This is a genomic window from Thioalkalivibrio sp. ALJ16 (assembly GCF_000377345.1).
Classification (GTDB): Bacteria; Pseudomonadota; Gammaproteobacteria; order Ectothiorhodospirales; family Ectothiorhodospiraceae; genus Thioalkalivibrio.
On sequence record NZ_KB898040.1, the window covers coordinates 133,555 to 158,709 of the forward strand.

The window sequence follows — 25,155 nt, forward strand, 5'->3', positions numbered from 1 at the left end:
GGCCCGCTGCGCGGGCATATGCATTCATCGCTAGAATAGCCGGATGCGCCAGGAACACTCCGATACCATCCGTCCGATCCATTTTGCCGAGGGCCGTCTGCAGTTGCTGGATCAGCGGCGGTTGCCGCAGGAGACCCTGTGGCACTCCTATGACGCCGCCCCGGCGGTGGCGGAGGCGATTCGGGCGATGGTCGTTCGTGGGGCGCCGGCCATCGGAATCACGGTCGGATTTGGGGTCGTGCTGGCCTGCCAGAACGCACTGGGGCAGGCGGACTGGCGCGAACGCGTCGCGGCGGATATCGAAACCCTGCGGGCCGCGCGGCCGACCGCGGTCAATCTGTTCTGGGCCCTGGATCGCATGGAGGCAGTGGTATCGGGGTGTGCTGATGCCGAGACCGCCCTGGCGGCCGCGGGGCAACACGCACGCGAGATGCTGGCGACGGATATTGCCGGCAATCGCCAGCTCGGCGCCCTGGGCGCGGCGCTGATCCCCCCGGGCAGTGGCGTACTGACGCACTGCAACACCGGTTCGCTGGCAACCGGCGGGTACGGCACCGCGCTCGGCGTGATCCGGGCGGCCTGGGACGCGGGTCGTATTGGCGAGGTGTTCGCGGATGAAACCCGGCCCTGGCTGCAGGGGAGCCGGCTTACCGCGTGGGAGCTGGTCCACGACGGCATCCCGGTGCAGTTGCTGTGCGAGGGGGCCGCGGCCAGCCTGATGCGGTCCGGGCGGGTAGGCTGGGTGATTGTCGGGGCCGACCGGATCGCGGCGAACGGGGATACCGCCAACAAGGTCGGGACCTATGGTCTGGCGTTGTTGGCGCGTGCGCACGGGGTGCGCTTCATGGTGGCCGCGCCGGTCGCCACCATCGACTTCGCGATGGAGGATGGCGCGGGCATCCCCATCGAGCAGCGAGGCGAGGACGAGGTGCTGCAGCTGGGGGGCACCCGGGTGGCGGCCGAAGGGGCGCGTGCCTTCAACCCGGCCTTTGACGTTACCCCGGCGGATCTGATCGACGCGATCGTGACCGAGCGGGGCGTCATCGAGTCGCCGACGCGGGAACGGCTCGCGGCGCTGCGCGAGGCGCCATCCTCGCCCTCATCGAGCTGACAGCGGGCCAAACCCGGGGTCGAAGCCCCGCGCGTGCGTCTGAGAGCCTCGGAGAACCGTTTTAAGGGCCGAAATGCGCACCCCACTGGTTACCCCTGTGGTATGATCGCGAGCTTGTTCAGACGGACGGCGTAACCCTCGATGGCTGAATTTGCCAAGGAAATCTTCCCGGTCAATCTCGAAGACGAGATGCAGCAGTCCTACCTCGATTACGCAATGAGCGTAATCGTGGGCCGGGCCCTCCCCGATGTCCGTGACGGCCTCAAGCCGGTCCATCGCCGCGTGCTCTACGCGATGCGCGAGCTGGGCAACGACTACAACAAGCCGTACAAAAAGTCGGCGCGCGTGGTCGGTGACGTGATCGGTAAATACCACCCGCATGGCGATTCCGCCGTCTACGACGCCATCGTGCGCATGGCGCAGCCGTTCTCGATGCGCTACATGCTGGCCGACGGGCAGGGCAACTTCGGCTCCATCGACGGCGACTCCCCGGCGGCCATGCGGTACACCGAAGTGCGCATGGCGCGTATCGCGGCCGAGCTGCTGGCCGATATCGACAAGGAAACCGTCGACTTCATCGACAACTACGACGGCTCCGAGAGCGAGCCGGCGGTGCTGCCGAGCAAATTCCCCAACCTGCTGGTCAACGGCTCCGCCGGGATCGCGGTGGGCATGGCGACCAACATCCCGCCGCACAACCTGCGCGAGGTGATCAACGCCTGTGTGGCCCTGATCGACGATCCCGAGATCTCCATCGACGGCCTGATGGAGCACCTGCCGGGCCCGGACTTCCCCACCGCCGGCATCATCAATGGCATTGACGGCGTGCGCGAGGCCTACCGTACCGGTCGCGGCCGGGTTCTGATCCGGGCACGTTCGCACGTCGAGGACCTGGAAGGCGGGCAGCGGCAGGCGATCGTGGTCACCGAGCTGCCATACCAGGTCAACAAGGCGCGCTTGACCGAGAAGATCGCGGAGCTGGTCAAGGAGAAGCGCGTCGAGGGCATCTCGGAGCTGCGCGACGAGTCGGACAAGGACGGCATGCGCCTGGTCATCGAGCTCAAACGCGGCGAGATGGCCGAGGTGGTCCTGAACCACCTGTACATGCATACGCAGATGCAGAACGTCTTCGGCATCAACATCGTCGCTCTGGTCGACGGTCAACCGAAGGTGCTGGATCTGCGTCAGGTGCTGGAGGCCTTCCTGCGGCATCGCCGCGAGGTGGTCACCCGCCGCACGATCTTCGACCTGCGCAAGGCGCGCGAGCGAGCCCATATCCTGGAAGGCCTCGCGATCGCGCTGGCCAACATCGACCCGGTGATCGAACTGATCCGGGCCGCCCCCAACCCGGCCGAGGCCAAGGCCGGCCTGCTGGCGCGCAGCTGGCCGCTGGGTGCGGTCAGCGACATGCTGGACCGGGCCGGCGCCAGCGCCTCGCGTCCGGAAGACCTGGCCGCCCAGTACGGGGTCGGCGACGACGGCTACCGCCTGTCCGAGACGCAGGCACAGGCGATCCTGGACCTGCGTCTGCACCGCCTGACCGGGCTGGAGCAGGACAAGATCCTCGATGAATACCGCGAGCTGCTGGAACTGATCGACGACCTGCTGGATATCCTCGGCTCCGGCGACCGCCTGCAGCTGGAGATCCGCAACGAGCTGCTGGCCGTGGCCGAACAGTTCGGCGACGAACGCCGCAGCGAGATCCGCGAGCGTCAGGCGAACCTGACGCTGGAAGACCTGATCGGCGAGGAGGACGTCGTCGTCACGCTGTCCCACGCGGGCTACGTGAAGTATCAGCCGGTGGCCGACTACCGCGCCCAGCGCCGTGGCGGCCGTGGCAAGGCGGCGACCAGCTTCAAGGAAGAGGACTTTATCGACCGTCTGGTGGTGGCCAACACGCATGACACGATCCTGTGCTTCTCGAGCCGGGGCCGGGTGTACTGGCTGAAGGTCTACGAGCTGCCGCAGGGCTCGCGGGCCTCGCGCGGCAAGCCGATCGTGAACCTGCTGCCGCTGGAGTCCGACGAGCGCATCAATGCGATCCTCCCGGTGCGCGAATACGATCCGGATCACTACGTGTTCATGGTCACCGCACAGGGGACGGTCAAGAAGACCCCGCTGACGGATTTCTCGCGTCGACGCGCCACCGGGATCATTGCGGTGGATCTGCGCGAGGGCGATCACCTCGTGGATGTGTCGCTGACCGACGGCACCCTGGACGTGATGCTGGTGACCACCGCCGGCAAGGCGGTCCGTTTCCACGAGAGCGACGTGCGGGCGATGGGCCGGACGGCCTGTGGCGTGCGTGGCGTGCGCATGGAGGAGGGTCAGCGGGTGATTGCGCTGCTGAATGTCGACGAGGGTTCGGCGCTGCTGGCCACGCTGAACGGCTATGGCAAGCGCACCCGCTTTGACGAGTTCCCGGTACACCGTCGCGGCGGGCAGGGCGTAATTGCCATCCAGACCGAGGGGCGCAACGGCCCGCTGGTCGGGGCCTCGCGCGTGCTGGACGACGACGAAGTGATGCTGATCACCAACGGCGGCACCCTGGTGCGCACACCGGTCGACCAGATCCCGCTGATCGGACGCAATACCCAGGGTGTGCGTCTGATTCGTCTGGACGAGGGCGAGAACCTGGTGGAACTTGCGCGCGTGGCCCAGCTGCAGGACGAAGGCGACGACGACCCCGAGGGCGCCGAGGGTGGCGAGGACCCGGAGGCGGGCGCTGAATCCAGCGATAACGGAGAGCAGGCATGAACAGAGTGATGAACTTCAGCGCCGGGCCGGCCGCCCTGCCGCAGGCGGTGCTGGAACGCGCCAGGGACGAGTTGCTGGACTTCCGTGGTTCCGGCATGTCCGTGATGGAGATGAGTCACCGCGGCAAACCGTTCATGGCCGTGGCCGAGAAAGCGGAGCAGGATCTGCGCACGCTGCTGGCGATCCCGGACAACTACTCGGTCCTGTTTCTGCAGGGTGGAGCCACCGGGCAGTTTGCCGCCATTCCGCTGAATCTGGGCGGTGGCCGCGGCATGGACTACGTCGATACCGGGGCCTGGTCCGGCAAGGCGATCAAGGAAGCGCAGCAATATGGCTCGGTTAATATCGTCGCCAGTTCGCAGTCCAGCGGGTATGCCTCCATCCCGGAGCATGCCGGCTGGAACCTGGACCCGGACGCCGCCTACGTGCATTACACCCCCAACGAGACGATCGGAGGGGTGGAGTTTCACGACATCCCGGAGGTGGGTGATGTGCCACTGGTCGCGGATATGTCCTCAACCATCCTCTCGCGCCCGATCGATGTCTCCCGTTTCGGTGTGATCTATGCCGGTGCGCAGAAAAACATCGGGCCGGCCGGGCTGACGCTGGTCATTGTGCGCAACGACCTCCTGGAACGGGAAAAGGGCCCGGTCCCGGCGGTGTTCGACTGGGCACTACAAGCCAAGAACGACTCCATGTACAACACGCCGCCGACCTTCGGCTGGTATCTGGCGGGGCTGGTGTTCGAGTGGCTGCTGGAGCAGGGCGGGCTGAAGGCGATGGCCGAAATCAACCAGCGCAAGGCCGGCAAGCTGTACGAATTCATCGACAACTCGGCGTTCTACCGCAATCCGGTGGAGCCGTCGGCGCGCTCCTGGATGAATGTGCCGTTCATCCTGGCGGACGATTCCCTGGACGGGACCTTCCTGAATGAGGCGGATGCGGCCGGTCTGTCCTCGCTCAAGGGGCATCGCTCCGTGGGCGGTATGCGCGCCAGCATCTACAACGCGGTTCCCGAGAGCGCGGTGGATGCGCTGATCGAGTTCATGGCGGATTTCGAGAACCGCCACGCCTGAGCGTGTCTCCTTGGGGTAACCGATCACGGAGGGCCCGGATGTACCGCATACAGACCTACAACAACATCGCACTGCGCGGGCTGGAGCGCTTTCCGCGCGAGCGCTACGAGGTTGCATCCGACATTAACCAGCCGGATGCCCTGATGCTGCGGTCCTTCGACCTGCATTCGGTCGAGATCCCGGGCTCCGTGCTGGCCGTGGGGCGAGCCGGGAGTGGCGTGAACAACATCCCAGTGGCGGCTCTTTCGGAAAGCGGGGTCGCGGTATTCAATGCCCCGGGAGCCAATGCGAATGCGGTCAAGGAACTGGTGATCGCCGGCCTGCTGCTGGCGGCCCGCAACCTGCTTCCCGCGGCCGGCTACGTTCAGGAACTCGACCCATCGAAAGAGGACTTCATGTCCGCGGTGGAACAGGGCAAGAAGAAATTTACCGGTTTCGAGCTGCCCGGGCGTCGTCTGGCGGTGCTGGGGCTGGGGGCGATCGGGGTCGGGGTTGCCAATGCCGCGCGGGCTCTGGGCATGCAGGTCGTCGGGTTCGATCCCAAGGTTACGGTGGAGAATGCCTGGCGCCTGGATTCCGGCATCGAGCGCGCGCGCTCGGTGGAGGCGGCGATGGAGGGGGCCGATGCGGTCACGGTGCATGTTCCGCTGACCGAAAACACGGCCGGGCTGGTCAATGCCCGCAACCTTGCCGGGATGAATCCCGGGGCGATGGTGCTGAACCTGGCCCGCGAGGGCGTGGTCGACGACGACGCGGTGCGGGAAGGTCTCGACAGCCAACGCCTGCATGCCTACATCACGGACTTCCCGGTGCGCGGCATGGTGGGGCACCCGCGGGTGATCACCCTGCCGCATCTGGGCGCCTCGACCACCGAGTCGGAGGAAAACTGCGCCGTGATGATCGCTGACCAGCTCCGTGATTATCTGGAGAACGGGAACGTGGTCAACTCGGTGAACCTGCCGACCCTGGTGCTCGATCGCAAGGGGGATACCCGCATCGCGATCGTCAACCGCAACCTGCCGGACCGGGTGGGGCGGATCTCGCACACCCTGGGTGAATCCAATATCAATATCCTGCATCTGATGAACGATTCGCGCGGCGATCTCGCCTACACCCTGCTCGATGTGGACGGCCACCCGGACCAGGCCACGCTGGATTCGCTGCACGCAATCGACGGCGTGCTGCGAGCACGGGTGCTGTAGGTCATGGCCGGGGATCAGCATCCGCAGCGCCCGGCCTCCGAGCTGGAGGACCTGCCGGCCCTGCGCGCGCGCATCGACAGTCTCGACGGCGAGCTGCTGGGGCTGCTGAGCGAGCGCGCTCGCTGCGCCGAGGCGGTCGCACGAGTGAAGCGTCGCCAGGAAAGCAACCCGGTGTTCTATCGGCCGGAGCGTGAGGCCGAGATCCTGCGCCGGGTGCGCGAACAGAACCCGGGGCCGCTCTCTGCGGAGGCGGTCACGCGCCTGTTCCGCGAGATCATGTCGGAGTGTCTGGCGCTCGAGCATCCGCTCAACGTGGCCTACCTGGGCCCGGTCGGGACCTTCACCCACCTGGCGGCCCGCAAGCACTTCGGGCATGCGGTGGAAACCCAGCCGCTGGCATCGATCGATGCGGTATTCGGGGCGGTGGAGACTGGACGGGCGCAGTTTGGCGTGGTGCCGATCGAGAACAGCTCCGAGGGCGTGGTCACCCACACCGTCGACTGTTTCATGGATTCTGACCTGCTGATCTGCGGGGAGGTGATCACCCCGGTGCACCATCACCTGCTGGCGCAGGCGGAAGACCTGAGTCAGGTCAAACGAGTACTCGCCCATGCCCAGGCGCTGGCGCAATGCCGCCAGTGGCTGGACAGCGAACTGCCCCATGCCGAGCGTGAGGCGGTGTCCAGCAACGCCCGCGCGGCCGCGATTGCGGCCGCGGACCCGAACGCTGCGGCGCTGGCCAGCGAGGCGGCGGCGGAACACTACAACGTGCCGGTGCGGGCCCCGCATGTGGAGGACCGGGCGGATAACACCACACGGTTCCTGATCATCGGTTCCGGGATGACCGAGCCCAGTGGCGCCGACCGCACCTCGATCATGCTGAGCACCGCGAATCGCCCCGGCTCGCTGTACTCGCTCCTCAAGCCGATCGCGGAGGCGGGCATCAGCCTGACCCGCATCGAATCGCGGCCCTCGCGCTGCACGCCCTGGAACTACGTGTTCTTCCTGGACCTGGTCGGGCATCAGCAGGATCCGCTGATTCGCGACTGCCTCGATCAGCTGCGGGCGAGCGCCGACACCGTGAAGGTACTGGGGAGTTACCCCCAGGCCGCGACCTGACACGACTACCCGAACGCGTCGAGGTTTTTCCTGATGGCAATGAACTCCTCCGTATCCAGTACGGCCGGCCCGGTATTCGACCCTGTCGCGCTCGCCGTGGCCGGCGTGCAGGGGCTGAGCCCGTACCAGCCGGGCAAGCCCGTCGCCGCGCTTGAGCGCGAGCTGGGGATTCGCCAGGCGATCAAGCTGGCGTCCAACGAGAACCCGCTGGGGCCGTCACCGCTGGCGGTGGAGGCTGGCCGTGCGGCGCTGGCGGAGGCGCATGTCTATCCCGACGGCAACGGCTTCGAGCTGAAGGCGCGCCTGGCGCAGCGTCATGGCGTGATGCCGGAACAGATCACGCTGGGCAACGGCTCCAACGAGGTGCTGGAGCTGATCGCGCGCACCTGGCTGGCACCGGGCCGGGCGGCGGTGTTTTCGGCGCATGCCTTTGCGGTGTATCCGCTGGTCACGCAGGCGGTGGATGCCGAGGCGCGGGTGGTGCCCGCGCTGCCGGCGAGTCACCCGGCGCAGCCCTATGGCCACGACCTCGAGGCGATGCAGGCCCGGGTGGATCAGGATGTCCGTGTGGTGTTCGTGGCGAACCCCAATAATCCGACCGGCACCTGGGTGGATGCAACGGCGCTCGAGGGCTTTGTGGCGGCGATGCCTGAGACGACGCTGGTGGTGGTGGACGAGGCCTACTTCGAATACGTCGAGGCGGCGGGGTACCCGGATTGCACGCAGTGGCTGGATCGCTATCCCAACCTGATCGTGACCCGAACCTTCTCCAAGATCCAGGGCCTGGCCGGGCTGCGCCTGGGCTATGCGGTCAGCTCCGTTGCGGTCGCGGACCTGCTGAACCGGGTCCGGCAGCCGTTCAACGTGAACGCGGTGGCCCAGGCCGCGGGCCTCGCCGCGCTGGACGATCGCGCGCATGTGGAAAAGTCGGTCGCGATCAACCGCGAGGGCTTGCAGCAGGTGGATGCCGCACTGCGGGAGATGGGTCTGCGGGTCATCCCGTCGGTGGGCAACTTCATCACCTTCGACACCGGCCGCGAGGCGGGCGCCGTGTACGAGGCGCTGTTGCGGGATGGCGTGATCACGCGGCCGGTCGAGAATTACGGTCTGCCGGGGCACCTGCGCGTGACCGTGTCGACCCGGGAAGACAATGACCGCTTTCTGGTTGCGCTGAAAAAGGCCCTGGCGTGATCGAACGACTGGTCATATTCGGGGTGGGCCTGATCGGCGGTTCGCTGGCGCTCGCACTGCGCGAGGCCGGTGCCGTGGGCGAGATCGTGGGCTGCTCGCGCAATGCCGACAACCTGCGCGAGGCCGAGCGCCTGGGCGTGATCGATCGCTGGACCACGGATGTCGCGGCCGCGGCGGAGGGTGCCGATATCGGCGTGCTGGCCGTGCCACTCGGGGCGATGGAGCCGCTGGCACGCGATCTAGCGGGCGTCTGGCCCGCGGGCAGCCCGCTGACGGACGTCGGCAGCAGCAAGCAGGCCGTTATCGATGCGGTCGGGGCCGGGTTTGGTCGCGTCCCGCGCGAGTTCGTACCGGGGCATCCAATTGCCGGCACCGAAAAAAGCGGCGTGGGCGCGGCCTTTGCCAGCCTGTTCCGCGACCGCCTGGTGATCCTGACCCCTGCGGATGCGACCAACCCGCTGGCCACCGATCGCGTGGCCGCGATGTGGAAGGCCACCGGTGCACGGGTGGAGTACATGACACCGGCTCATCATGACCGGGTTCTGGCCGCGACCAGTCACCTGCCGCACGTGCTGGCCTTCACCCTGGTGGAATCGCTGGCCGGGATGAGCGAGCGTGACGAAATTTTTCACTATGCGGCCGGCGGGTTTCGCGATTTCACCCGCATCGCCTCCAGCGACCCGGTGGTCTGGCGCGATATCTGTCTGGCGAATCGCGCCGCGATCCTGGAAGTGATCGCGCAGTATCAACGCGACCTGGAGGCCCTCCGGGGCGCGATCGAGCGTGGCGATGCCGCCACCATCGAGCAGCAGTTCGAACATGCCAAGGAAACCCGCGATCGCCTCTGCGATCCCGCGGATGCACAACTGGATACCTGAGACACAATGAATATCTTTACCGTACAGCCCGGCGGGCACCTGTCGGGTCACGTCCGCGTGCCGGGCGACAAGTCCATTTCCCATCGGGCGATCATGCTGGGTGCGCTGGCCGAAGGCGAGACCCGCGTGACCGGCTTCCTTGAGGGGGCCGACTGCATTGCCACGCTGGAGGCATTTCGGGCGATGGGTGTGGAGATCGAACGCCTGGGGCCCGGGGACGTGCGCATCCGCGGGGTTGGGCTGCGCGGCCTGCGTGTGCCGACGGCACCGCTGGACATGGGCAACTCCGGCACGGCGATGCGACTGATGTGCGGGGTTCTGGCCGGGCAGCCGTTCGACACCGAACTGGTTGGCGACCGCTCGCTGACCGGGCGGCCAATGCGGCGGGTGACCGATCCGCTCGCGCGGATGGGGGCCCGGATCACCACCAGCGAGACTGGCACGCCACCGCTGCGGGTGCAGGGCGGGGCCCCCCTGCGTGGAACCGACCATGTATTGCAGGTGGCCAGCGCCCAGGTGAAGTCCGCACTGCTGCTGGCCGGGCTGTGGGCGGACGGGCGCACCTGTGTGACCGAGCCGGCGCCGACCCGTGACCACACCGAGCGTATGCTCGCTGGCTTTGGCTACAGCGTCGAGCGCGACGGGCCGCAGGCCTGCCTGGAAGGCGGCGGGGTGCTGACCGCAAGTCCAGTGGATGTGCCGGCGGATATCTCGTCGGCGGCCTTCTTTCTGGTGGGGGCCTCGATCGCCAGTGGCTCGCGGATGCGGCTGCAGCATGTGGGGATCAACCCGACCCGTACCGGCGTGATCGACATCCTGCGGCTGATGGGCGCGCGGATCGATGTGCTGGACGCGCGCGAGGCGGGCGGCGAACCGGTGGCGGACCTGGAAGTCGAGGCCTCCCAGCTGCAGGGCATTGCGATTCCCGAGGAGCTGGTGCCACTGGCCATCGACGAGTTTCCCGCGATCTTCGTGGCCGCTGCCTGCGCCTCCGGCGAGACGGTGCTGACCGGAGCGGAGGAGCTTCGCGTGAAGGAAAGTGACCGCATCCAGGTCATGGCGGACGGGCTCGCCGCGCTGGGGATCAACTGCACGGTGCTGCCGGACGGCATTCGCATTCAGGGTCGCGGCGCCTTCGAGGGCGGCGAGATCGACAGCCATGGTGATCACCGGATTGCCATGGCATTCGCGATGGCCGGGCTGCGTGCCCGTGGCCCCATCCGCATTCGTGACTGCGCCAATGTCGGGACTTCCTTCCCCGGGTTTGTCGAGCTGTCCAAGGCCGCCGGCCTGCAGGTGGAGGCGGCATGAGCACGACCATTCCGGTACTGACCATCGACGGACCCGGGGGCGCGGGCAAGGGCACGGTATGCATGCGCATCGCCGCCGCCATGGGCTGGCACCTGCTGGACAGCGGCGCGCTGTACCGCCTGCTGGGCCTCGCGGCGCGTCAGCACGGCGTGGAGCTGACGGACGAGGGCGCCCTGGTGCGACTGGCCGCGGGCCTGGATGTGGATTTCGAGGTCAATGCGGACGCCACTGCCGTCACCACGCTGCTGGAAGGGGACCCGGTCGACCAGTTGCTGCGTACCGAGCAGGCCGGCAGCGATGCCTCGAAGGTGGCGGCCATTCCCGCGGTGCGCGAGGCGCTGCTGGAGCGTCAGAGAGGGTTCGCGAAGGCCCCGGGACTGGTCGCCGATGGCCGCGACATGGGGACGGTGGTGTTCCCGCAGGCAGACCTGAAGGTTTTCCTGACGGCCTCGCCCGAAGAGCGGGCGCGGCGGCGTTACATGCAGTTGAAGGAACAAGGACTTAGTGCTAATCTCTCCGCCCTTCGGGACGAGATGGAGGCGCGTGACCGCCGCGATCGCGAGCGCAGCGTAGCCCCCCTGAAGCCGGCCGAGGATGCCTGGGAACTGGATACTACGGATCTCGACATCGTTGGCGTGGTGGATATGATCCTCGAACGCCTCCGGGACGTACTCCCGGAACAAAGCCCCCGCCCCGCGGAATAAGCCGTCGGAAGCGGGACCACCAACCTCTAGAACTGGTTGCAGGAAGTTTCTGCAAGCATTTGTTAAACCACAGGTTCACAAACCCATGAGTGAAAGTTTCGCGCAACTGCTCGAAGAGAGCATGGCCTACACCCAGATGCAGCCGGGTGCCATCCTCAGTGCCACCGTCATTGAGGTCACCCCGGAAGTGGTCATGGTGAACGCCGGGCTGAAGTCCGAGGGGGTCATTCCCACCGAGCAGTTCATGAACGACGAGGGTGAACTCGAGGTCAAGGTCGGCGATGTCGTCGAGGTGGCCCTCGAAACCCCGGAAGACGGTTTTGGCGAGACACGCATGTCGCGCGAGAAGGCCAAGCGGGCCAAGGCCTGGGACCGTCTCGAAGGTGCGATGGAAGAAGAGCAGTACGTCACTGGCAAGATCTCCGGCAAGGTCAAGGGCGGTTACACCGTCGAGCTGGGCGATATCCGTGCGTTCCTGCCCGGTTCACTCGTGGATGTCCGACCGGTGCGCGATACCGCGTATCTGGAAGGCAAAGAGCTGGAATTCAAGCTCATCAAGCTGGATCGCCGTCGCAACAACGTGGTGGTGTCGCGTCGCGCCGTGGTCGAACAGGAATACAGCGCTGAGCGTGAAGAGCTGCTGAAGAACCTGCAGGAAGGCGCCCAGGTCAAGGGTATCGTCAAGAACTTGACCGATTATGGTGCGTTCCTGGATCTGGGCGGTATCGACGGCCTGCTGCACATCACCGACATGGCCTGGAAGCGCGTGAAGCATCCGTCCGATGTGGTCGAGATCGGCGAAGAAGTCGAGGTCAAGGTCCTCAAGTTCGACCGTGAGCGCATGCGCGTGTCGCTGGGCCTGAAGCAGCTGGGCGAGGATCCGTGGGAGAACATCACCCGCCGTTACCCGACCGGCACCCGCATCTTCGGCAAGGTCACCAACATCACCGATTACGGCTGCTTCGTGGAAATCGAAGATGGCGTGGAAGGCCTGGTGCACGTGTCCGAGATGGACTGGACCAACAAGAACGTGAACCCGGGCAAGATGGTCGCGATCGGCGACGAGGTCGAGGTGATGATCCTCGATCTGGACGAAGAGCGCCGCCGCATCTCGCTGGGCATGAAGCAGTGCCAGTCCAACCCGTGGGACGACTTCGCCGCCAACCACAACCGTGGCGAGAAGGTCCGTGGCCAGATCAAGTCGATCACCGACTTTGGCGTGTTCGTTGGCCTGGAAGGGGGCATCGATGGCCTAATCCATCTGTCCGACCTGTCCTGGCACGAAGCCGGCGAAGAGGCGATCCGCAACTTCAAGAAGGGTGACGAGGTCGAGGCCGTGGTGCTGTCCGTGGACCCCGAGCGTGAGCGTATCTCGCTGGGTCTGAAGCAGCTGGATCGCGACCCGTTCGCGAACTTCGTGGCCGAGCACAGCAAGGGCAGCATCGTGTCCGGCACCGTGAAGGAAGTGGACGCCAAGGCCGCCGTGATCGAACTGGCCGATGGTATCGATGGCATCCTGCGCGCCGCCGACATCTCCCAGGACCGTGTGGAAGATGCCAGCACCGTGCTGAAGGTTGGCGATACGGTCGAGGCCAAGTTCATGGGCGTGGACAAGAAGACCCGTGCCATCAGCCTGTCGATCAAGGCCAAGGATCGTGCCGAAGAAGCCGAGATGGTCTCCGACTACGGCAGCAGCACCGGTGGTGGTACCACCCTGGGCGACCTGCTGAAGGAACAGATGGACAAGAACGACTAAGTCCGTTCCGACCGGGCCCACGGCGCCATTGGGTGCCGTGGGCCATTTTGTACCGGGCAACCGGATTGCCTTTCTCTCTGACGAGTCCCAGATGACCAAATCGGAATTGATCGAGAACCTGGCCCGTAAATCCCCCCATCTGCCCGCCCGGGATGTGGAGATGTCGGTCAAGGCACTGCTCGAACGGATGAGTCATGCCCTCGCCAATGGGCAACGCGTCGAAATACGCGGCTTTGGCAGTTTTTCCCTGCACTTCCGGCCACCGCGGCTGGGGCGCAACCCCAAGACCGGAGAGAGCGTGGCTCTACCCGGCAAGCATGTCCCCCATTTCAAGCCCGGCAAGGAATTGCGCGAACGGGTGAACGACGCCATCTCCGGCACGGAGTAGGCGCGCGTTTATGGACGAGAGACGCCGGCAGAAGATTCGCAACATCGTGGCGTTCGCTGCGTTGATCTTGATCTCCTCGGCAGTGGGTATTCTCGTCGTCCTCAATGAAGAGTTGGTCACGCTGGCTCTGCCCGGCCTGCAGATCGAGGCGCCACTGGTGGTGCTCCTCGGTGTGTCGGCGTTGTTCGGCGTTCTGCTGGCAACCTTGGTGCTTTGGCTGCGCCTGCGGCGGCTGCGGCAGAAGATCGCCGACCTGCGCGATCAGAATCATGCCCTCAAGGTCGAGGTTGAACAGCTGCGTACCGCACCGATGCGGGACTTCTACTAGGAGCATCGCGGACTTGGCTGATTGTCGCCAGCGTCGCCCTGTCGCGAGTCCATGTTTCCGGCCTCTCGACGCCCAGAGCGCGGCGGATGGATCGTGTGCTCGCATAAGCCTTGTTCGATACATCGCATGGGTAAACGATTACCCCTGGGTTCGACGGACGGTTGGCCCAGCCGGCGCGAGTCGACCACTGGCGCTGTTCCATTCCCCCTCCGAATTCGTGACAGCGGTCCATCCATGATCGAGGACTGGTTCTGGCTGCTGCTCCCGATTGCGGCCGCGAGCGGCTGGTGGCTGGCGCGGTATGGCATCCCCGAGGATCGCGAGGAACAGGAGCCCTCCCTGGATCGCTATCTCGAGGGGGTACGGCATCTGCTGGATGACCGCACCGATGACGCCCTGCAGGCCTTCATCGAGATGGTGGAGGTCGATCACGAGACCTTCGAGACGCATGTGATCCTGGGGCGCCTGTTTCGTCGCCGGGGCGAGGTGGATCGCGCGATTCGGATTCACCAGAACCTGGTCGCGCGGCCCACGCTGTCGCCCGCGCATCGGGCCCAGGCGCTGTGCGAACTGGGCGAGGATTTCCTGCTCGCGGGGGTGCTGGACCGGGCAGAGGCGGTGTTTCGGGAACTGGTGGATTCTCCCCACCAGGCGGTACCCGCGCTGGATGGCTTGCGGCAGGTCTACGAGACCCAGCGCGAATGGGAGCGAGCGATCGAGGTGGGCGATCGCCTGAAGACGCATGGCGTCGCGCACGAGGACCAACGTATCGCCCATTACTACTGCGAACTGGCGCAGACGGCACTGGAGAAAGGCGATTGGCAAGCCGCGAGTGGCTTTGCAGATCGTGCGCAGGCGATCGTGCCGAGGCTGTCGCGAGCGCTGCTGATCCAGTCGGAGATCGCAGCCCGGAAGGGCGAGGTTCGCGAGGCGATTACGCTCGGGCGCGATGCCGTGGCGCGAACGCCGCAGCTGGCGCCCCTGCTGGTGCCGCGGCTGGAGCGCCTTCACCAGGAACTCCCGGGGGAGAACCGACTCGCCCAGCTCGAGGAGGTCCTGGACGATCTCGCGCGCAACCGTGGCATTACCATGGCGCGGATTGCGCTGATGCGACTGTATCGGCGGACGCAGCGCCTGGATGCGGCCCTGGCGGAACTGGGGATGATCCTGGCGCAACGTCCGGTTCCGACGTCGGGACTCCTGGAGGCCGTGCGCTGGATGAAGATTCTCCCCGCGGTACAGCCCTACAGCACGGAGTTCGCCGCCTTCGAAAAGGCGTTGGCCGACCAGCTTGGCAGCCAGCACCTGTATCAGTGCGTGAACTGCGGTTACCAGGGGCGGGCGCACGTCTGGCAATGCCCGAGTTGTCGACGCTGGGATACGCTGCGCGGCCTCGATTTTGACATCGACCAGAGTACAGAGGCGGCCGAAGAGGCGCTGATCCGAGAAGGAAACCCGAACCCATGAATTCAGCCCCGACAGAACCTGCAATCCGTTTGATCGTCGCGCTCGACTTTGCCGACGCCGATACCGCCCTGAGCTTTGCCCGGCGGCTCGATCCGACCCGTTGTGCGGTGAAGGTGGGGTTCGAGCTGTTTGTGGTGGCGGGGCCGGATCTACTCAGCCGGCTGCATGACCTTGGCTTCCGCGTGTTCCTGGATCTCAAGTTCCATGACATCCCCAACACCGTGGCCGCGGCCTGCCGTGCGGCGGCCCGCACCGGGGTCTGGCTGCTTAATGTGCATGCCAGCGGCGGTCTGGAAATGATGCAGGCGGCACACGCGGCGGTCCGCGAAACCAACGACACCACGGCCCTGCTTGCAGTGACCGTCCTGACATCCAGCGACGTGCAGACACTGCGCGAGATTGGGGTGAATCGGGAGCCGGTGGACCAGGTCGGTCTGCTGGGCGCACTGGCGATCCAGGAGGCGGGGCTAGAAGGGCTGGTGTGCTCGGCGCAGGAGGCGCGCATGCTCCGGGAACGCCTGGGGCCGGCGCCGTTGCTGGTGACCCCGGGGATTCGGCTGGAGCCGGCCGGCGGGGATGACCAGAAGCGGGTAATGACCCCGGAGCGCGCCATCGAGTCGGGCGCGAGCGCCGTGGTTGTGGGGCGCCCGATCACCCGTGCGCCCGATCCGGCCGCGGCCGTCGACGTGTTCGTGAGCCGCCTGGGCGGGGCGGACTAACGCCAGGGTTTTCCCGCAAGAATAATCGGGCTAGGATGCCGATGGTGCATGGATGCACCGGCCAACCAGTGAAGATAAGGAGGGTTTTCATGAAGAAGCTTTTTCAGTGTGCGAAATGCTGGGCCCTGGCGGCAGTGTGCGTGCTGCCTCTGGCGGTGATGACTGCGTCCGGGGGGCAGCCACTGGACCTGAACGCGGCCACGGCCGAGGAGCTTGCAGCGCTGACCAATGTCGGTCCGGTCAAGGCGCAGGCAATTGTCGAGCATCGCGAGGCACATGGTGACTTTGCGTCGGTGCAGGCACTGACCGAGGTCTCCGGGATCGGCGAACGTACGGTGGAGATGAATCTCGACCGCATCGTCGTCGAGTAGTCCCGCAGGGGTGGCCCTGGCCACCCCAAGGCAAGCCCCCGGTCGATGGGTCCAGCAGGACGCATCGGCTGGGGGTTTGTCGTTAAGGAAACATGGATCCGTGCTTCCTTGAAGAAACGTCGATCGCCGGTGCCACGGCGTTTGCGCCAGTCAACAGGAGATGGAATGAGCCAGAATCACGCCCCGATCCGTACTGCGGTGTTCCCGGTTGCCGGCATGGGTACCCGGTTTCTACCGGCCACCAAGGCCAACCCCAAGGAGATGCTGCCGGTAGTCGACAAGCCGCTGATCCAGTATGCGGCGGAGGAGGCGGTTGCGGCGGGCATCGAGACCCTGGTGTTCGTGACCGGACGCAACAAGCGCTCCATTCCGGACCATTTCGACAAGGCCTACGAGCTGGAACACGAGCTGGAGGAGCGCGGCAAGACGGAACTCCTGCAGCAGGTGCGCAATATCGTTCCGCCCAACGTGACCTGTGTGTACGTGCGCCAGTCGGACGCGCTCGGGCTGGGGCATGCGGTCGCCTGTGCCCATCCGATCGTGCGCAACGAGCCGTTCGCGGTGATCCTGGCGGACGACCTGATCGAGTCCGCCAATGGCGGCGCCACCTGTCAGATGGTAGAGCAGTATGCCGAGCACGGTTGCAGTGTCCTGGGGGTGGAGGAGGTGCCGGCCGATCGCACCCACCAGTACGGCATCATCGACCCGGTACAGACGGGACCGCGTGCCTGGGACGTGAAGGGTATTGTCGAAAAACCCAAGCCGGATCAGGCACCGTCCAACGTAGCCGTGGTCGGTCGCTATGTGCTGACGCCGAAGATCTTCGAGATGCTGGCGACGCAGACACCGGGTGCCGGCGGGGAGATCCAGCTTACCGATGCCATCGCACGTCTGCTGGAACATGAACGCGTAACCGCGTTCAACTTCGAGGGCCGGCGCTTCGACTGCGGCAGCAAGCTGGGTTATCTGGAGGCCACGGTCGAATTTGCGCTGAATCATCCCGAGCTGAAGGACGGCTTCGCCGCGTACCTGCGGACGCGCGCGGAGGGCTGATCGGGTCGTTCGTGACCGGGTCTGAACCCGGCGCTACCACCAGAAACGGCGCTGGCGCGGGCGCACTGGAAGGCGTCCACGCCAGTACTGGATCAGCAGGAATCCGAAGGCCATGCCGCCTAGATGGGCGAAATGGGCAATGCCGGCGAGGGTGCCGGAAATGCCCAGGTAGAGTTCGAGCGCACCGTAGGCGATCACGAAGTACTTGGCCTTGATCGGAATCGGCAGGAAGATCAGAAACAGGCGCTGGTTGGGGAACATCATCCCGAACGCGAGCAGAACGCCGAACACCCCGCCAGAGGCACCAATGGTGGGGTAGATCATGTCGCCATTGCCGTAGGCGGTGACGACCAGCTGCACCAGGCCCGCCCCGATCACGCAGATCAGAAAGTAGATGGCGAAGGTGCGCGACCCCCAGGCGTTCTCGATCTGCACCCCCAGCATCCAGACGGCGAACAGATTGACGAACAGGTGAAGGGGGCCGCCGTGCAGGAAGCCGTAGCTCACGAGCTGCCACAACTGGAAGTCGGGGACCCGCATCCAGATTCCGTCCTGGTGAACGGTCGCGGGGGTGCCCACCGGCCAGAGCCCGAAATGCCCGACCAGCCAGTCACCCAGCCAGGGCATGGCCAGGAACAGGGCGACGTTGGTCACCAGCAAAAAACCGATGACAGGTGGCACGATACGGAAATCGGGATGCCGGGGATCGGGGTGGGTCATCGACGAAGCGGGCTCCCGGGTATCCGATGAAGGGTTAGCGTCGCCCGCGCTGTCAGAACCCGGGCGATACGGGCAAGTGGTTTAGTGGGCACCGGGTTCGCCTTGCCGCGAGTAGCGACCGTTGATGAAGTGGTCGAAGAACTGCCCCAGTGCCGGATGCTCGATCTGGTCGCCGCGTAGATCCGGCTCCAGGTGGCGTTCCGCGACGTAGGTGCTGTGCGAATAGCCGTCGACCAGGACGTGATACCACGGCTGATCCCTGGGCGGGCGGCTCCGGGCCACGGTTTCGTACCATTCGTCCGATCCGGCGTAGACCGGGTCGACGTCGACGATCACACCACGGTAATCGAACTTGGTATGGTGAACGAGCTCACCGACGGAAAAGCGGGTGCGTGTGGTCATGTTCCCCTCTGTACGGCTTCGTGCGCGACTGTACTGTGGACCGTAGAGGATTGCGCGTGTTCGTGCAGGGCGCGCGTCACCGTCTGCTGCCGGTCGGCCCCAAACCCGATTCGTTCAATCCCGTTACGGAACCCTCATGAGTCATGAGCAGCCGGGCCTCGCGCCCCGATTCCAGCGCATCATCCCGCAGGACGACGACCGCGAACGGCGGGTCTGCGACCACTGTGGTTTCATCGACTACGAAAACCCGCGGATCATCGTCGGGAGCGTGGCCATCCGCGACGGACGCGTGCTGCTCTGCCGCCGGGCGATTGAGCCCCGCAAGGGATACTGGACCCTTCCGGCGGGCTTCATGGAAAAGAGGGAAAGCCCGGCCGAAGGCGCCTGCCGCGAGGCCTGGGAAGAGGCGCGTGCAAAGCTCGAGATCGACCAGCTGCTCGGTGTCTACAGCGTGCCGCATATCGGTCATGTGCAGCTGATTTATCGGGCGCGCCTGCTGGATGATCCGATTGCCCCGGGCCCGGAATCGGAGGAAGTAGGGCTGTTCGAGTTCGACCGGCTGCCGTCGACACTGGCCTTTCCCTCCGTTTCCTGGGCGCTGCAGCACTACCTCGAGACACAGGACCAGACCGACTTTGCCCCGCGTTCGGCACCGCTGAGCGGCCTTGGCCCCGACACCAGCGGAGGGGTGGTGGGGCTCTGACTCGAACGGATCAGCTGCGCTCGCGCGGCCCGTAGTCGCGGAATTTTTCCAGCACGCGTTCCATCTCGGCATCGTCGAGCAGTCGCGGCCCTCCGATCTGCAGGCTCAGCACGTACTGCCGCGCCAGCAATTCGACCTCCTCGGCCAGCCACAGCGCGCGTTCCAGATTCGCGCCGGCGGCGATCATGCCGTGATTGGCCAGAAGACAGGCGGTGCGCCCGCGCAGCGCTTCCAGTGCGTGCCGCGAGAGCTCCTCCGTGCCGAAGGTCGCATACGGCGCGCAGCGAATGGAGTTCCCACCCGCCGCCGCCACCATGTAGTGCAGCGCGGGGATGTCCCGCCCCTGGATGGCCACAACACTCGCATACACCGAATGTACGTGGATCACTGCGGCCAGCTCCGGACGCTCCTGCAGGATGGCCCGGTGGAAATGCCACTCGCTGGAGGGGCGGCGGGACGCCTCCCAGCGCCCGTCGGCGTCGACAAACACAAGATCTTCAGGACGCAGGGCCTCGTACGGTACGCCGGACGGCGTAATCAGCATCCCGTCGCCCAGGCGCACGCTCACATTGCCGGAGGTGCCCTGATTCAGACTACGGCGATTGGTCTCGAGCGCAGTGGTAATCAGGGCCTCGCGCAGTTCGTTTTCATTGGGGTCGGCGGGGGCAGGGGGCATGAACGGTTTCGCTTCTGAGGGAGACCACATTGTAGCAGCGGGAACACCGCGCATTTTACGTGGTCAATTGGCCGAGACGCGTGCCTGGACGGCGCGGATATGCTGCAATCGTCCCCGAGGCCGAGTCCTTGCTCCGTCGCCCGATCCGCAACCCAGCGGCCCCGGGTGCATCGGTTTGTTGAAATAGGGAGGAATTACCATGAAGCGATCCGCACGTCTTTTTACCGCCGCCTCCGTCGCGGCAGCACTTACGCTGGGTCTGGCTGCCACCAGCTCGGTACAGGCCTTCGACGAGCACGAGGCGACGATCGACTACCGCCAGGGTGTGATGCGTGCCATTGGGGGCAACATGGGTTCGGTCGCGGCCATCGTGATCGACGGGGCCGACTTTGGCGATAACCTGAAGATCCATACCCAGCAGCTGGTCGACCTGACCCGTGACATCCCGTCCCTGTTCCCGGAGGGTAGCGACTTCCCCGACACTGATGCCCGCGAGGAGATCTGGGACAACTGGGACCGTTACGTCGAGCTCGCCAACGACAGCCGGGATGCCGCAGAGGCCCTGCATGCCGCAGTCGAATCCGGGGACGAGTCCGAGTATCCGATCCGGTTCCGCAACCTGGGGCAGTCCTGCCAGGCCTGCCACGATGACTTCCGCCGCGACTGAACCCGTGGCGGGGGTTCCCGTATCCAGACGGCGGGCAGCCTGGCTGCCCGCCGCCCTTTTGTTTGCCGGGCTGACGGCACTAACACCCGTCCAGGCCGAGATTGCAATTGGAGAGGTGGATCCCGCTGCCAGCGATGAGGAGCGGATCGCGTACGGCGAGTACGTCTTGCGCGCCGGGGGCTGTGTCACCTGCCACACCGCGAAGGACGGCGAGTTTCTGGCCGGAGGGCGCGCGATCGAAAGTCCCTTCGGTGTGTTTTACGGGCCGAACATCACGCCGCACCCGGAGTACGGCATCGGCGACTGGTCGGAGGCCGACTTCAGGCGTGCCCTGCAGGAGGGCCGCAGCCCGGATGGCCACCACTATTACCCGGCGTTTCCGTATACCGCGTATACCAGGATGCGAGACGAGGACATCGAGGCGCTGTGGGCCTACCTGCAGTCCAAGGTCGAGCCCGTGGCCGAGGAAAACCGATCCCACGAACTCGACTGGTTCGCCCGTTTTCGTCCGGCGTTGATTGGCTGGAAGTGGCTGCATTTCCAGCCCGGGCGCTTTGAACCGGACCCGGACCAGTCGGAACAGTGGAATCGTGGCGCCTATCTGACCCTGGCCCTGGGGCATTGCATGGAATGCCACAGCCCGAGAACCCGTACCGGTGGTCTGGAGCTGGGCCGGCTCGGGGCGGGGTCACGGCTGCCGGATGGCGATGTCGCTCCAAACATCACGCCTGACCGCGATACCGGTATCGGTCGCTGGGGCGAACGCCACATCGCCCGCTACCTGGAGATGGGCATCACCCGGGATGGGGATTTCGCCGGGGGCAGCATGGCCGACGTGATTGATCACGGGACATCCCACCTGACGTCCGAGGATCGCCGGGCCATTGCCGTCTATCTGCGCGCGCTGGATCCGATCGAGTACGAACCGGAGTAGGGCAAACCCGCGGGTGGCCCGCAACGAAAAAAGGCCAGGTCATCTCGACCTGGCCTTTTTCTGTATCTGGCTCCCCGGGACGGGCTCGAACCGCCGACCTAGTGATTAACAGTCACCCGCTCTACCGACTGAGCTACCGGGGAATTGGGCGCAGATCGTAATCGGGCGGGGCGGAGGCGTCAAGGAAAATCTGCCTCCGGTATCGCCCATACCGCTTTAGCGATGGGTTTCGGCGAATTGGCGCAGCCGCTCCAGGGCCTTGTCGAGCATGTCCATGCTGGTGGCGAAGGACACCCGCACATGCCCGGGGGCGCCAAAGGCACTGCCCGGCACCAGGGCGACCCCGACCTCGTCCAGCAGCTGCTTGGTCAGCGCCACGTCGGTGTCGATGTCCGCAGCCGCCATCAGACCGGTCACCCGCGGGAAGCAGTAGAAGGTCCCATCCGGCATCAGGCATTCGATGCCGTCGATCGCATTCAGGCCGTCGACGACATGGCGCGCGCGTTCGGCAAAGGCCGAGCACATTGCGATTACGCAGCCCTGGTCGCCATCCAGCGCGGCCTGGGCCCCGACCTGGGCGATCGAGGTCGGGTTGGAGGTGCTCTGCGACTGGATCTTCTTCATCGCGGCGATCAGGTTCTTCGGACCCCCGGCATAGCCGATCCGCCAGCCGGTCATCGCGTAGGCCTTGGATACGCCATTGAGCACCACGGTGCGCTCGAGCAAATCCGGCGCGACGTTTACGATGTTCACGAACGGGGTGGAGCCGAAGCGGATGTGTTCGTACATGTCGTCAGTGGCGATCACCAGGCGTGGATGCTGGCGCAGCACCTCGGCCAGCGCCTTCAGTTCGTCCGCGGAGTAGGCCGCGCCGGTCGGATTGGACGGGCTGTTCAGGAACACCAGGCGGGTGTTCGGGGTGATGGCCGCCGCCAGTTGCTCCGCGGTAATACGGAACCCCGCCTCCTGGGTGGCGCTGACGATCACCGGTCGCGCGCCCGCGAGCAGGGCGATGTCGGGGTAGGAGACCCAGTAGGGTGCCGGGATCACGACCTCGTCACCCGGGTTCAGCAGGGCCTGGCAGAGGTTGAAGATGCTCTGCTTGCCGCCGGAGGACACCAGGATCTGGTCACGTTCGAACGAAAGCCGGTTATCGCGATCGAACTTGCGGATGATCGCGTCCTTCAGCGCCGTCGTGCCGTCCACGGCAGTGTACTTGGTATCCCCGCGGGCAAGCGCGTCCACCGCGGCCTGCTTGATATGCTCGGGTGTATCAAAGTCGGGCTCGCCGGCACCCAGGCCGACGATATCGCGGCCCTCGGCGCGCAGCTGCGCAGCCAGCGCGCTGACGGCCAGTGTGGGGGAGGGCTGGATGCGCTGAACGCGATCGGAGAGCTCGATATCCAAGGCGGGGCCTCTTGCGGGTTGAATGCGTGGGGCCCGCACGCGAACGGGCCGAAAGGTTGCGAAATAATACTGAAATCAGGCGCGGAGGATAAGGCGTGCAGGCAGATGAGGGCGAACAGTTCAAGGTCGTATCGCAGTATCAGCCCGCCGGCGACCAGCCGACGGCGATCCGCGCGCTGACGGATGGCATCGAGGCCGGTCTGGCTCACCAGGTCCTGCTCGGGGTGACCGGCTCCGGCAAGACCTTCACCATCGCCAACGTGATCGAGAAGCTGCAGCGACCCACGATCATCCTCGCCCCGAACAAGACCCTGGCCGCACAGCTGTACGGCGAGTTCAAGGAGTTCTTCCCGAACAACGCGGTGGAGTACTTCGTCTCCTACTACGACTACTACCAGCCGGAGGCCTACGTCCCGTCGTCGGACACCTACATCGAGAAGGACGCCTCCATCAACGACCACATCGAGCAGATGCGCCTGTCCGCGACGCGGGCCCTGCTGGAACGGCGCGACGCGATCATCGTCGCCTCGGTATCGGCCATCTACGGCCTGGGCGATCCGCGCAAGTACCTGTCCATGGTGCTGCACATTCAGCGCGGCGACCGCATCGACCAGCGCGACCTGCTGCGCCGGCTGGCCGAGCTGCAGTACACCCGCAACGACGCCGAGCTGCGGCGCGCGACCTACCGGGTGCGCGGCGAGGTAATCGACATCCACCCGGCCGAGTCCGAGATCGAGGCGGTGCGCATCGAGCTGTTCGACGACGAGGTGGAACGGCTGTCGTACTTCGATCCGCTGACCGGCGAGCAGCTACGCACCGTTCCGCGGCTGACCATCTACCCGAAGACCCACTACGTGACGCCCCGCGAGACCCTGCTGGGCGCGGTGGACCAGATCCGCGACGAGCTGAAGGAGCGCCTGGACTTCCTGCGCAAGGAAGACCGGCTGGTCGAGACCCAGCGCCTGGAGCAGCGCACGCTGTTCGACCTCGAGATGATCCTGGAGATCGGCTACTGCAACGGCATCGAGAACTACTCGCGCTATCTGTCGGGCCGCGCCCCGGGCGAGCCGCCGCCGACCTTCTTCGACTACCTGCCGAAGGATGCGCTGCTGGTGATCGACGAATCGCATGTCACCGTCCCGCAGGTCGGCGGGATGTACAAGGGCGACCGCTCGCGCAAGGAGACGCTGGTGGAGTACGGCTTCCGTCTGCCATCGGCGCTGGACAACCGCCCGCTGCGCTTCGAGGAGTTCGAGGCCCTGCAGCCGCAGACCATCTACGTGTCCGCCACGCCCGGCGCCTACGAGCGCGAGCATGCCGGAGCGATCGTGGACCAGGTCGTCCGGCCCACCGGGCTGCTGGACCCGATCCTCGAGGTGCGCCCGGCCGGGAGCCAGGTCGACGACTGCCTGTCCGAGGTGCGGGACCGGGTGGAGCGCGACGAGCGCGTGCTGATTACCACGCTGACCAAGCGCATGGCCGAGGACCTGACCGACTACCTGTCGGAACATGGCGTGCGCGTGCGCTACCTGCACTCCGACATCGACACCGTGGAGCGCATGGAGATCATCCGTGACCTGCGCCTGGGCGAGTTCGACGTGCTGGTGGGGATCAACCTGCTGCGCGAGGGCCTGGACATGCCCGAGGTTTCGCTGGTGGCGATCTTCGATGCCGACAAGGAGGGCTTCCTGCGTTCCGACCGCTCCCTGATCCAGACCATCGGCCGTGCCGCGCGCAACGTGAACGGCAAGGCGATCCTGTATGCCGACAAGGTCACCGGCTCGATGCAGCGGGCGATCGACGAGACCGAACGCCGCCGCGCCAAGCAGATCGCCCACAACGAGGCGCACAGCATCACCCCGCAGGGCATCCGCAAGAATGTCGCGGATATCCTTGAGGCACGCCATACGACCCCGGGTTCCGGCCGCCGTCGCGGGCAAAAGAAGGTAGCGGAGGAGGGAGCCGACTACATCGACGCCCCGGAAAATGCCGCCAGGGAGATCGAGCGGCTGGAGCAGGAGATGTTCCAGAAGGCGCGCGATCTGGAATTCGAGGAGGCTGCGCGGCTGCGCGACCGGATCGAGAAGCTGAAGGCGCTCGCCTTTCTGCCCGAAGCCTCGCTATCCTGAAAGGATCGCTCGCAGGAGCCCTATTCAAGATCCGAACTCATGCCCGAACCCATGGCTGCCCCCCCGGAACTGCCCCTTGGCCCCGT

At 65.7% G+C, this 25,155-nt stretch carries 24 protein-coding genes and 1 tRNA gene; 20 read left to right on the plus strand and 5 right to left on the minus strand.

Annotation, left to right across the window (positions count from 1 at the left end; genetic code table 11):
* Positions 1–43: 43 nt before the first annotated feature.
* The 16 genes from mtnA (at position 44) to galU (ending at position 17,431) form a co-directional block, all read left to right on the plus strand.
* Positions 44–1,111 (plus strand): S-methyl-5-thioribose-1-phosphate isomerase, encoded by a 1,068-nt coding sequence (mtnA, locus tag D000_RS0105530; protein WP_018872545.1) that lies wholly within the window; start codon positions 44–46, stop codon positions 1,109–1,111.
* 141 nt (positions 1,112–1,252) lie between these two features.
* Entirely contained in the window at positions 1,253–3,868 is a 2,616-nt protein-coding gene (gene gyrA / locus D000_RS0105535) for a DNA gyrase subunit A (RefSeq protein ID WP_018872546.1), read from the plus strand.
* On the plus strand, positions 3,865–4,944 hold the full coding sequence (gene serC / locus D000_RS0105540) for a 3-phosphoserine/phosphohydroxythreonine transaminase (RefSeq protein ID WP_026279787.1): 1,080 nt from the start codon (positions 3,865–3,867) through the stop codon (positions 4,942–4,944). Before gyrA ends, serC begins: the two co-directional genes overlap by 4 nt.
* 38 nt (positions 4,945–4,982) lie before the next feature.
* Complete coding sequence (locus tag D000_RS0105545; protein ID WP_018872548.1) at positions 4,983–6,146, plus strand: phosphoglycerate dehydrogenase; 1,164 nt, start codon at positions 4,983–4,985, stop codon at positions 6,144–6,146.
* Positions 6,147–6,149: 3 nt separating this feature from the next.
* Positions 6,150–7,265, plus strand: coding sequence for a prephenate dehydratase (gene pheA / locus D000_RS0105550; RefSeq protein ID WP_018872549.1), 1,116 nt, complete (start codon positions 6,150–6,152; stop codon positions 7,263–7,265).
* A 33-nt stretch (positions 7,266–7,298) separates the two neighbouring features.
* Complete coding sequence (gene hisC / locus D000_RS0105555; protein ID WP_026279788.1) at positions 7,299–8,456, plus strand: histidinol-phosphate transaminase; 1,158 nt, start codon at positions 7,299–7,301, stop codon at positions 8,454–8,456.
* The gene (locus tag D000_RS0105560; RefSeq protein ID WP_018872551.1) at positions 8,453–9,334 is read left to right on the plus strand and encodes a prephenate dehydrogenase/arogenate dehydrogenase family protein; all 882 of its coding nucleotides are present in this window, start codon (positions 8,453–8,455) and stop codon (positions 9,332–9,334) included. Before hisC ends, D000_RS0105560 begins: the two co-directional genes overlap by 4 nt.
* Positions 9,335–9,340: 6 nt before the next feature.
* Entirely contained in the window at positions 9,341–10,645 is a 1,305-nt protein-coding gene (aroA, locus tag D000_RS0105565; RefSeq protein ID WP_018872552.1) for a 3-phosphoshikimate 1-carboxyvinyltransferase, read from the plus strand.
* Positions 10,642–11,349, plus strand: a complete 708-nt coding sequence (cmk, locus tag D000_RS0105570) for a (d)CMP kinase (protein ID WP_018872553.1) — start codon at positions 10,642–10,644, stop codon at positions 11,347–11,349. The genes aroA and cmk overlap by 4 nt, the downstream gene beginning before the upstream one ends.
* An 85-nt stretch (positions 11,350–11,434) precedes the next feature.
* Complete coding sequence (rpsA, locus tag D000_RS0105575; protein ID WP_018872554.1) at positions 11,435–13,105, plus strand: 30S ribosomal protein S1; 1,671 nt, start codon at positions 11,435–11,437, stop codon at positions 13,103–13,105.
* Between the two features lie 91 nt (positions 13,106–13,196).
* On the plus strand, positions 13,197–13,493 hold the full coding sequence (locus D000_RS0105580; protein ID WP_018872555.1) for an integration host factor subunit beta: 297 nt from the start codon (positions 13,197–13,199) through the stop codon (positions 13,491–13,493).
* 10 nt (positions 13,494–13,503) lie between these two features.
* Positions 13,504–13,821, plus strand: coding sequence for a lipopolysaccharide assembly protein LapA domain-containing protein (locus D000_RS0105585; protein ID WP_018872556.1), 318 nt, complete (start codon positions 13,504–13,506; stop codon positions 13,819–13,821).
* Between the two features lie 234 nt (positions 13,822–14,055).
* Positions 14,056–15,288 carry a tetratricopeptide repeat protein gene (locus D000_RS0105590; RefSeq protein WP_018872557.1) on the plus strand — a complete coding sequence of 411 codons (1,233 nt, stop codon included), beginning with the start codon at positions 14,056–14,058 and terminating at the stop codon, positions 15,286–15,288.
* On the plus strand, positions 15,285–16,007 hold the full coding sequence (pyrF, locus tag D000_RS0105595; protein WP_026279789.1) for an orotidine-5'-phosphate decarboxylase: 723 nt from the start codon (positions 15,285–15,287) through the stop codon (positions 16,005–16,007). The genes D000_RS0105590 and pyrF overlap by 4 nt, the downstream gene beginning before the upstream one ends.
* 89 nt (positions 16,008–16,096) lie before the next feature.
* Positions 16,097–16,378: a helix-hairpin-helix domain-containing protein gene (locus D000_RS0105600; RefSeq protein ID WP_018872559.1), complete on the plus strand. Its 282-nt coding sequence runs from the start codon at positions 16,097–16,099 to the stop codon at positions 16,376–16,378.
* Between the two features lie 165 nt (positions 16,379–16,543).
* On the plus strand, positions 16,544–17,431 hold the full coding sequence (galU, locus tag D000_RS0105605; RefSeq protein WP_018872560.1) for a UTP--glucose-1-phosphate uridylyltransferase GalU: 888 nt from the start codon (positions 16,544–16,546) through the stop codon (positions 17,429–17,431).
* Positions 17,432–17,464: 33 nt separating this feature from the next.
* Here the strand turns inward: galU and D000_RS0105610 are convergent, their stop codons facing one another.
* Positions 17,465–18,151 (minus strand): rhomboid family intramembrane serine protease, encoded by a 687-nt coding sequence (locus tag D000_RS0105610; protein WP_018872561.1) that lies wholly within the window; start codon positions 18,149–18,151, stop codon positions 17,465–17,467.
* Positions 18,152–18,232: 81 nt separating this feature from the next.
* Positions 18,233–18,553, minus strand: a complete 321-nt coding sequence (gene hspQ, locus D000_RS0105615) for a heat shock protein HspQ (protein WP_018872562.1) — start codon at positions 18,551–18,553, stop codon at positions 18,233–18,235.
* A 136-nt stretch (positions 18,554–18,689) separates the two neighbouring features.
* Here hspQ and D000_RS0105620 point away from each other — a divergent pair, with 136 nt between their 5' ends.
* Positions 18,690–19,256, plus strand: a complete 567-nt coding sequence (locus tag D000_RS0105620; RefSeq protein ID WP_018872563.1) for an NUDIX domain-containing protein — start codon at positions 18,690–18,692, stop codon at positions 19,254–19,256.
* A 10-nt stretch (positions 19,257–19,266) separates the two neighbouring features.
* Here the strand turns inward: D000_RS0105620 and D000_RS0105625 are convergent, their stop codons facing one another.
* Positions 19,267–19,932: an L-fuculose-phosphate aldolase gene (locus tag D000_RS0105625; RefSeq protein ID WP_018872564.1), complete on the minus strand. Its 666-nt coding sequence runs from the start codon at positions 19,930–19,932 to the stop codon at positions 19,267–19,269.
* Positions 19,933–20,131: 199 nt separating this feature from the next.
* Here D000_RS0105625 and D000_RS0105630 point away from each other — a divergent pair, with 199 nt between their 5' ends.
* Positions 20,132–20,599 (plus strand): cytochrome c, encoded by a 468-nt coding sequence (locus tag D000_RS0105630; RefSeq protein ID WP_018872565.1) that lies wholly within the window; start codon positions 20,132–20,134, stop codon positions 20,597–20,599.
* Positions 20,580–21,533 (plus strand): cytochrome c, encoded by a 954-nt coding sequence (locus D000_RS0105635; RefSeq protein WP_051074941.1) that lies wholly within the window; start codon positions 20,580–20,582, stop codon positions 21,531–21,533. The genes D000_RS0105630 and D000_RS0105635 overlap by 20 nt, the downstream gene beginning before the upstream one ends.
* 67 nt (positions 21,534–21,600) lie before the next feature.
* On the opposite strand, the gene D000_RS0105640 is transcribed toward D000_RS0105635, so the two are convergent.
* Both D000_RS0105640 and D000_RS0105645 read right to left on the minus strand, forming a co-directional pair.
* Positions 21,601–21,676: transfer RNA gene (locus D000_RS0105640), tRNA-Asn, on the minus strand.
* A gap of 73 nt (positions 21,677–21,749) precedes the next feature.
* Positions 21,750–22,940 carry a pyridoxal phosphate-dependent aminotransferase gene (locus tag D000_RS0105645; RefSeq protein WP_018872567.1) on the minus strand — a complete coding sequence of 397 codons (1,191 nt, stop codon included), beginning with the start codon at positions 22,938–22,940 and terminating at the stop codon, positions 21,750–21,752.
* Between the two features lie 95 nt (positions 22,941–23,035).
* Between D000_RS0105645 and uvrB the strand changes: the two genes are divergently transcribed.
* Positions 23,036–25,069, plus strand: a complete 2,034-nt coding sequence (gene uvrB / locus D000_RS0105650; RefSeq protein WP_018872568.1) for an excinuclease ABC subunit UvrB — start codon at positions 23,036–23,038, stop codon at positions 25,067–25,069.
* The last annotated feature ends 86 nt before the right edge of the window (positions 25,070–25,155 follow it).

Bases quoted from the DNA above. Each gene is read 5' to 3' on its own strand.
- mtnA (WP_018872545.1), top strand. From the start codon at position 44: ATGCGCCAGGAACACTCCGATACCATCCGTCCGATCCATTTTGCCGAG.
- gyrA (WP_018872546.1), top strand. From the start codon at position 1,253: ATGGCTGAATTTGCCAAGGAAATCTTCCCGGTCAATCTCGAAGACGAG.
- serC (WP_026279787.1), top strand. From the start codon at position 3,865: ATGAACAGAGTGATGAACTTCAGCGCCGGGCCGGCCGCCCTGCCGCAG.
- D000_RS0105545 (WP_018872548.1), top strand. From the start codon at position 4,983: ATGTACCGCATACAGACCTACAACAACATCGCACTGCGCGGGCTGGAG.
- pheA (WP_018872549.1), top strand. From the start codon at position 6,150: ATGGCCGGGGATCAGCATCCGCAGCGCCCGGCCTCCGAGCTGGAGGAC.
- hisC (WP_026279788.1), top strand. From the start codon at position 7,299: ATGGCAATGAACTCCTCCGTATCCAGTACGGCCGGCCCGGTATTCGAC.
- aroA (WP_018872552.1), top strand. From the start codon at position 9,341: ATGAATATCTTTACCGTACAGCCCGGCGGGCACCTGTCGGGTCACGTC.
- cmk (WP_018872553.1), top strand. From the start codon at position 10,642: ATGAGCACGACCATTCCGGTACTGACCATCGACGGACCCGGGGGCGCG.
- rpsA (WP_018872554.1), top strand. From the start codon at position 11,435: ATGAGTGAAAGTTTCGCGCAACTGCTCGAAGAGAGCATGGCCTACACC.
- D000_RS0105580 (WP_018872555.1), top strand. From the start codon at position 13,197: ATGACCAAATCGGAATTGATCGAGAACCTGGCCCGTAAATCCCCCCAT.
- D000_RS0105585 (WP_018872556.1), top strand. From the start codon at position 13,504: ATGGACGAGAGACGCCGGCAGAAGATTCGCAACATCGTGGCGTTCGCT.
- D000_RS0105590 (WP_018872557.1), top strand. From the start codon at position 14,056: ATGATCGAGGACTGGTTCTGGCTGCTGCTCCCGATTGCGGCCGCGAGC.
- pyrF (WP_026279789.1), top strand. From the start codon at position 15,285: ATGAATTCAGCCCCGACAGAACCTGCAATCCGTTTGATCGTCGCGCTC.
- D000_RS0105600 (WP_018872559.1), top strand. From the start codon at position 16,097: ATGAAGAAGCTTTTTCAGTGTGCGAAATGCTGGGCCCTGGCGGCAGTG.
- galU (WP_018872560.1), top strand. From the start codon at position 16,544: ATGAGCCAGAATCACGCCCCGATCCGTACTGCGGTGTTCCCGGTTGCC.
- D000_RS0105610 (WP_018872561.1), bottom strand. From the start codon at position 18,151: ATGACCCACCCCGATCCCCGGCATCCCGATTTCCGTATCGTGCCACCT.
- hspQ (WP_018872562.1), bottom strand. From the start codon at position 18,553: ATGACCACACGCACCCGCTTTTCCGTCGGTGAGCTCGTTCACCATACC.
- D000_RS0105620 (WP_018872563.1), top strand. From the start codon at position 18,690: ATGAGTCATGAGCAGCCGGGCCTCGCGCCCCGATTCCAGCGCATCATC.
- D000_RS0105625 (WP_018872564.1), bottom strand. From the start codon at position 19,932: ATGCCCCCTGCCCCCGCCGACCCCAATGAAAACGAACTGCGCGAGGCC.
- D000_RS0105630 (WP_018872565.1), top strand. From the start codon at position 20,132: ATGAAGCGATCCGCACGTCTTTTTACCGCCGCCTCCGTCGCGGCAGCA.
- D000_RS0105635 (WP_051074941.1), top strand. From the start codon at position 20,580: ATGACTTCCGCCGCGACTGAACCCGTGGCGGGGGTTCCCGTATCCAGA.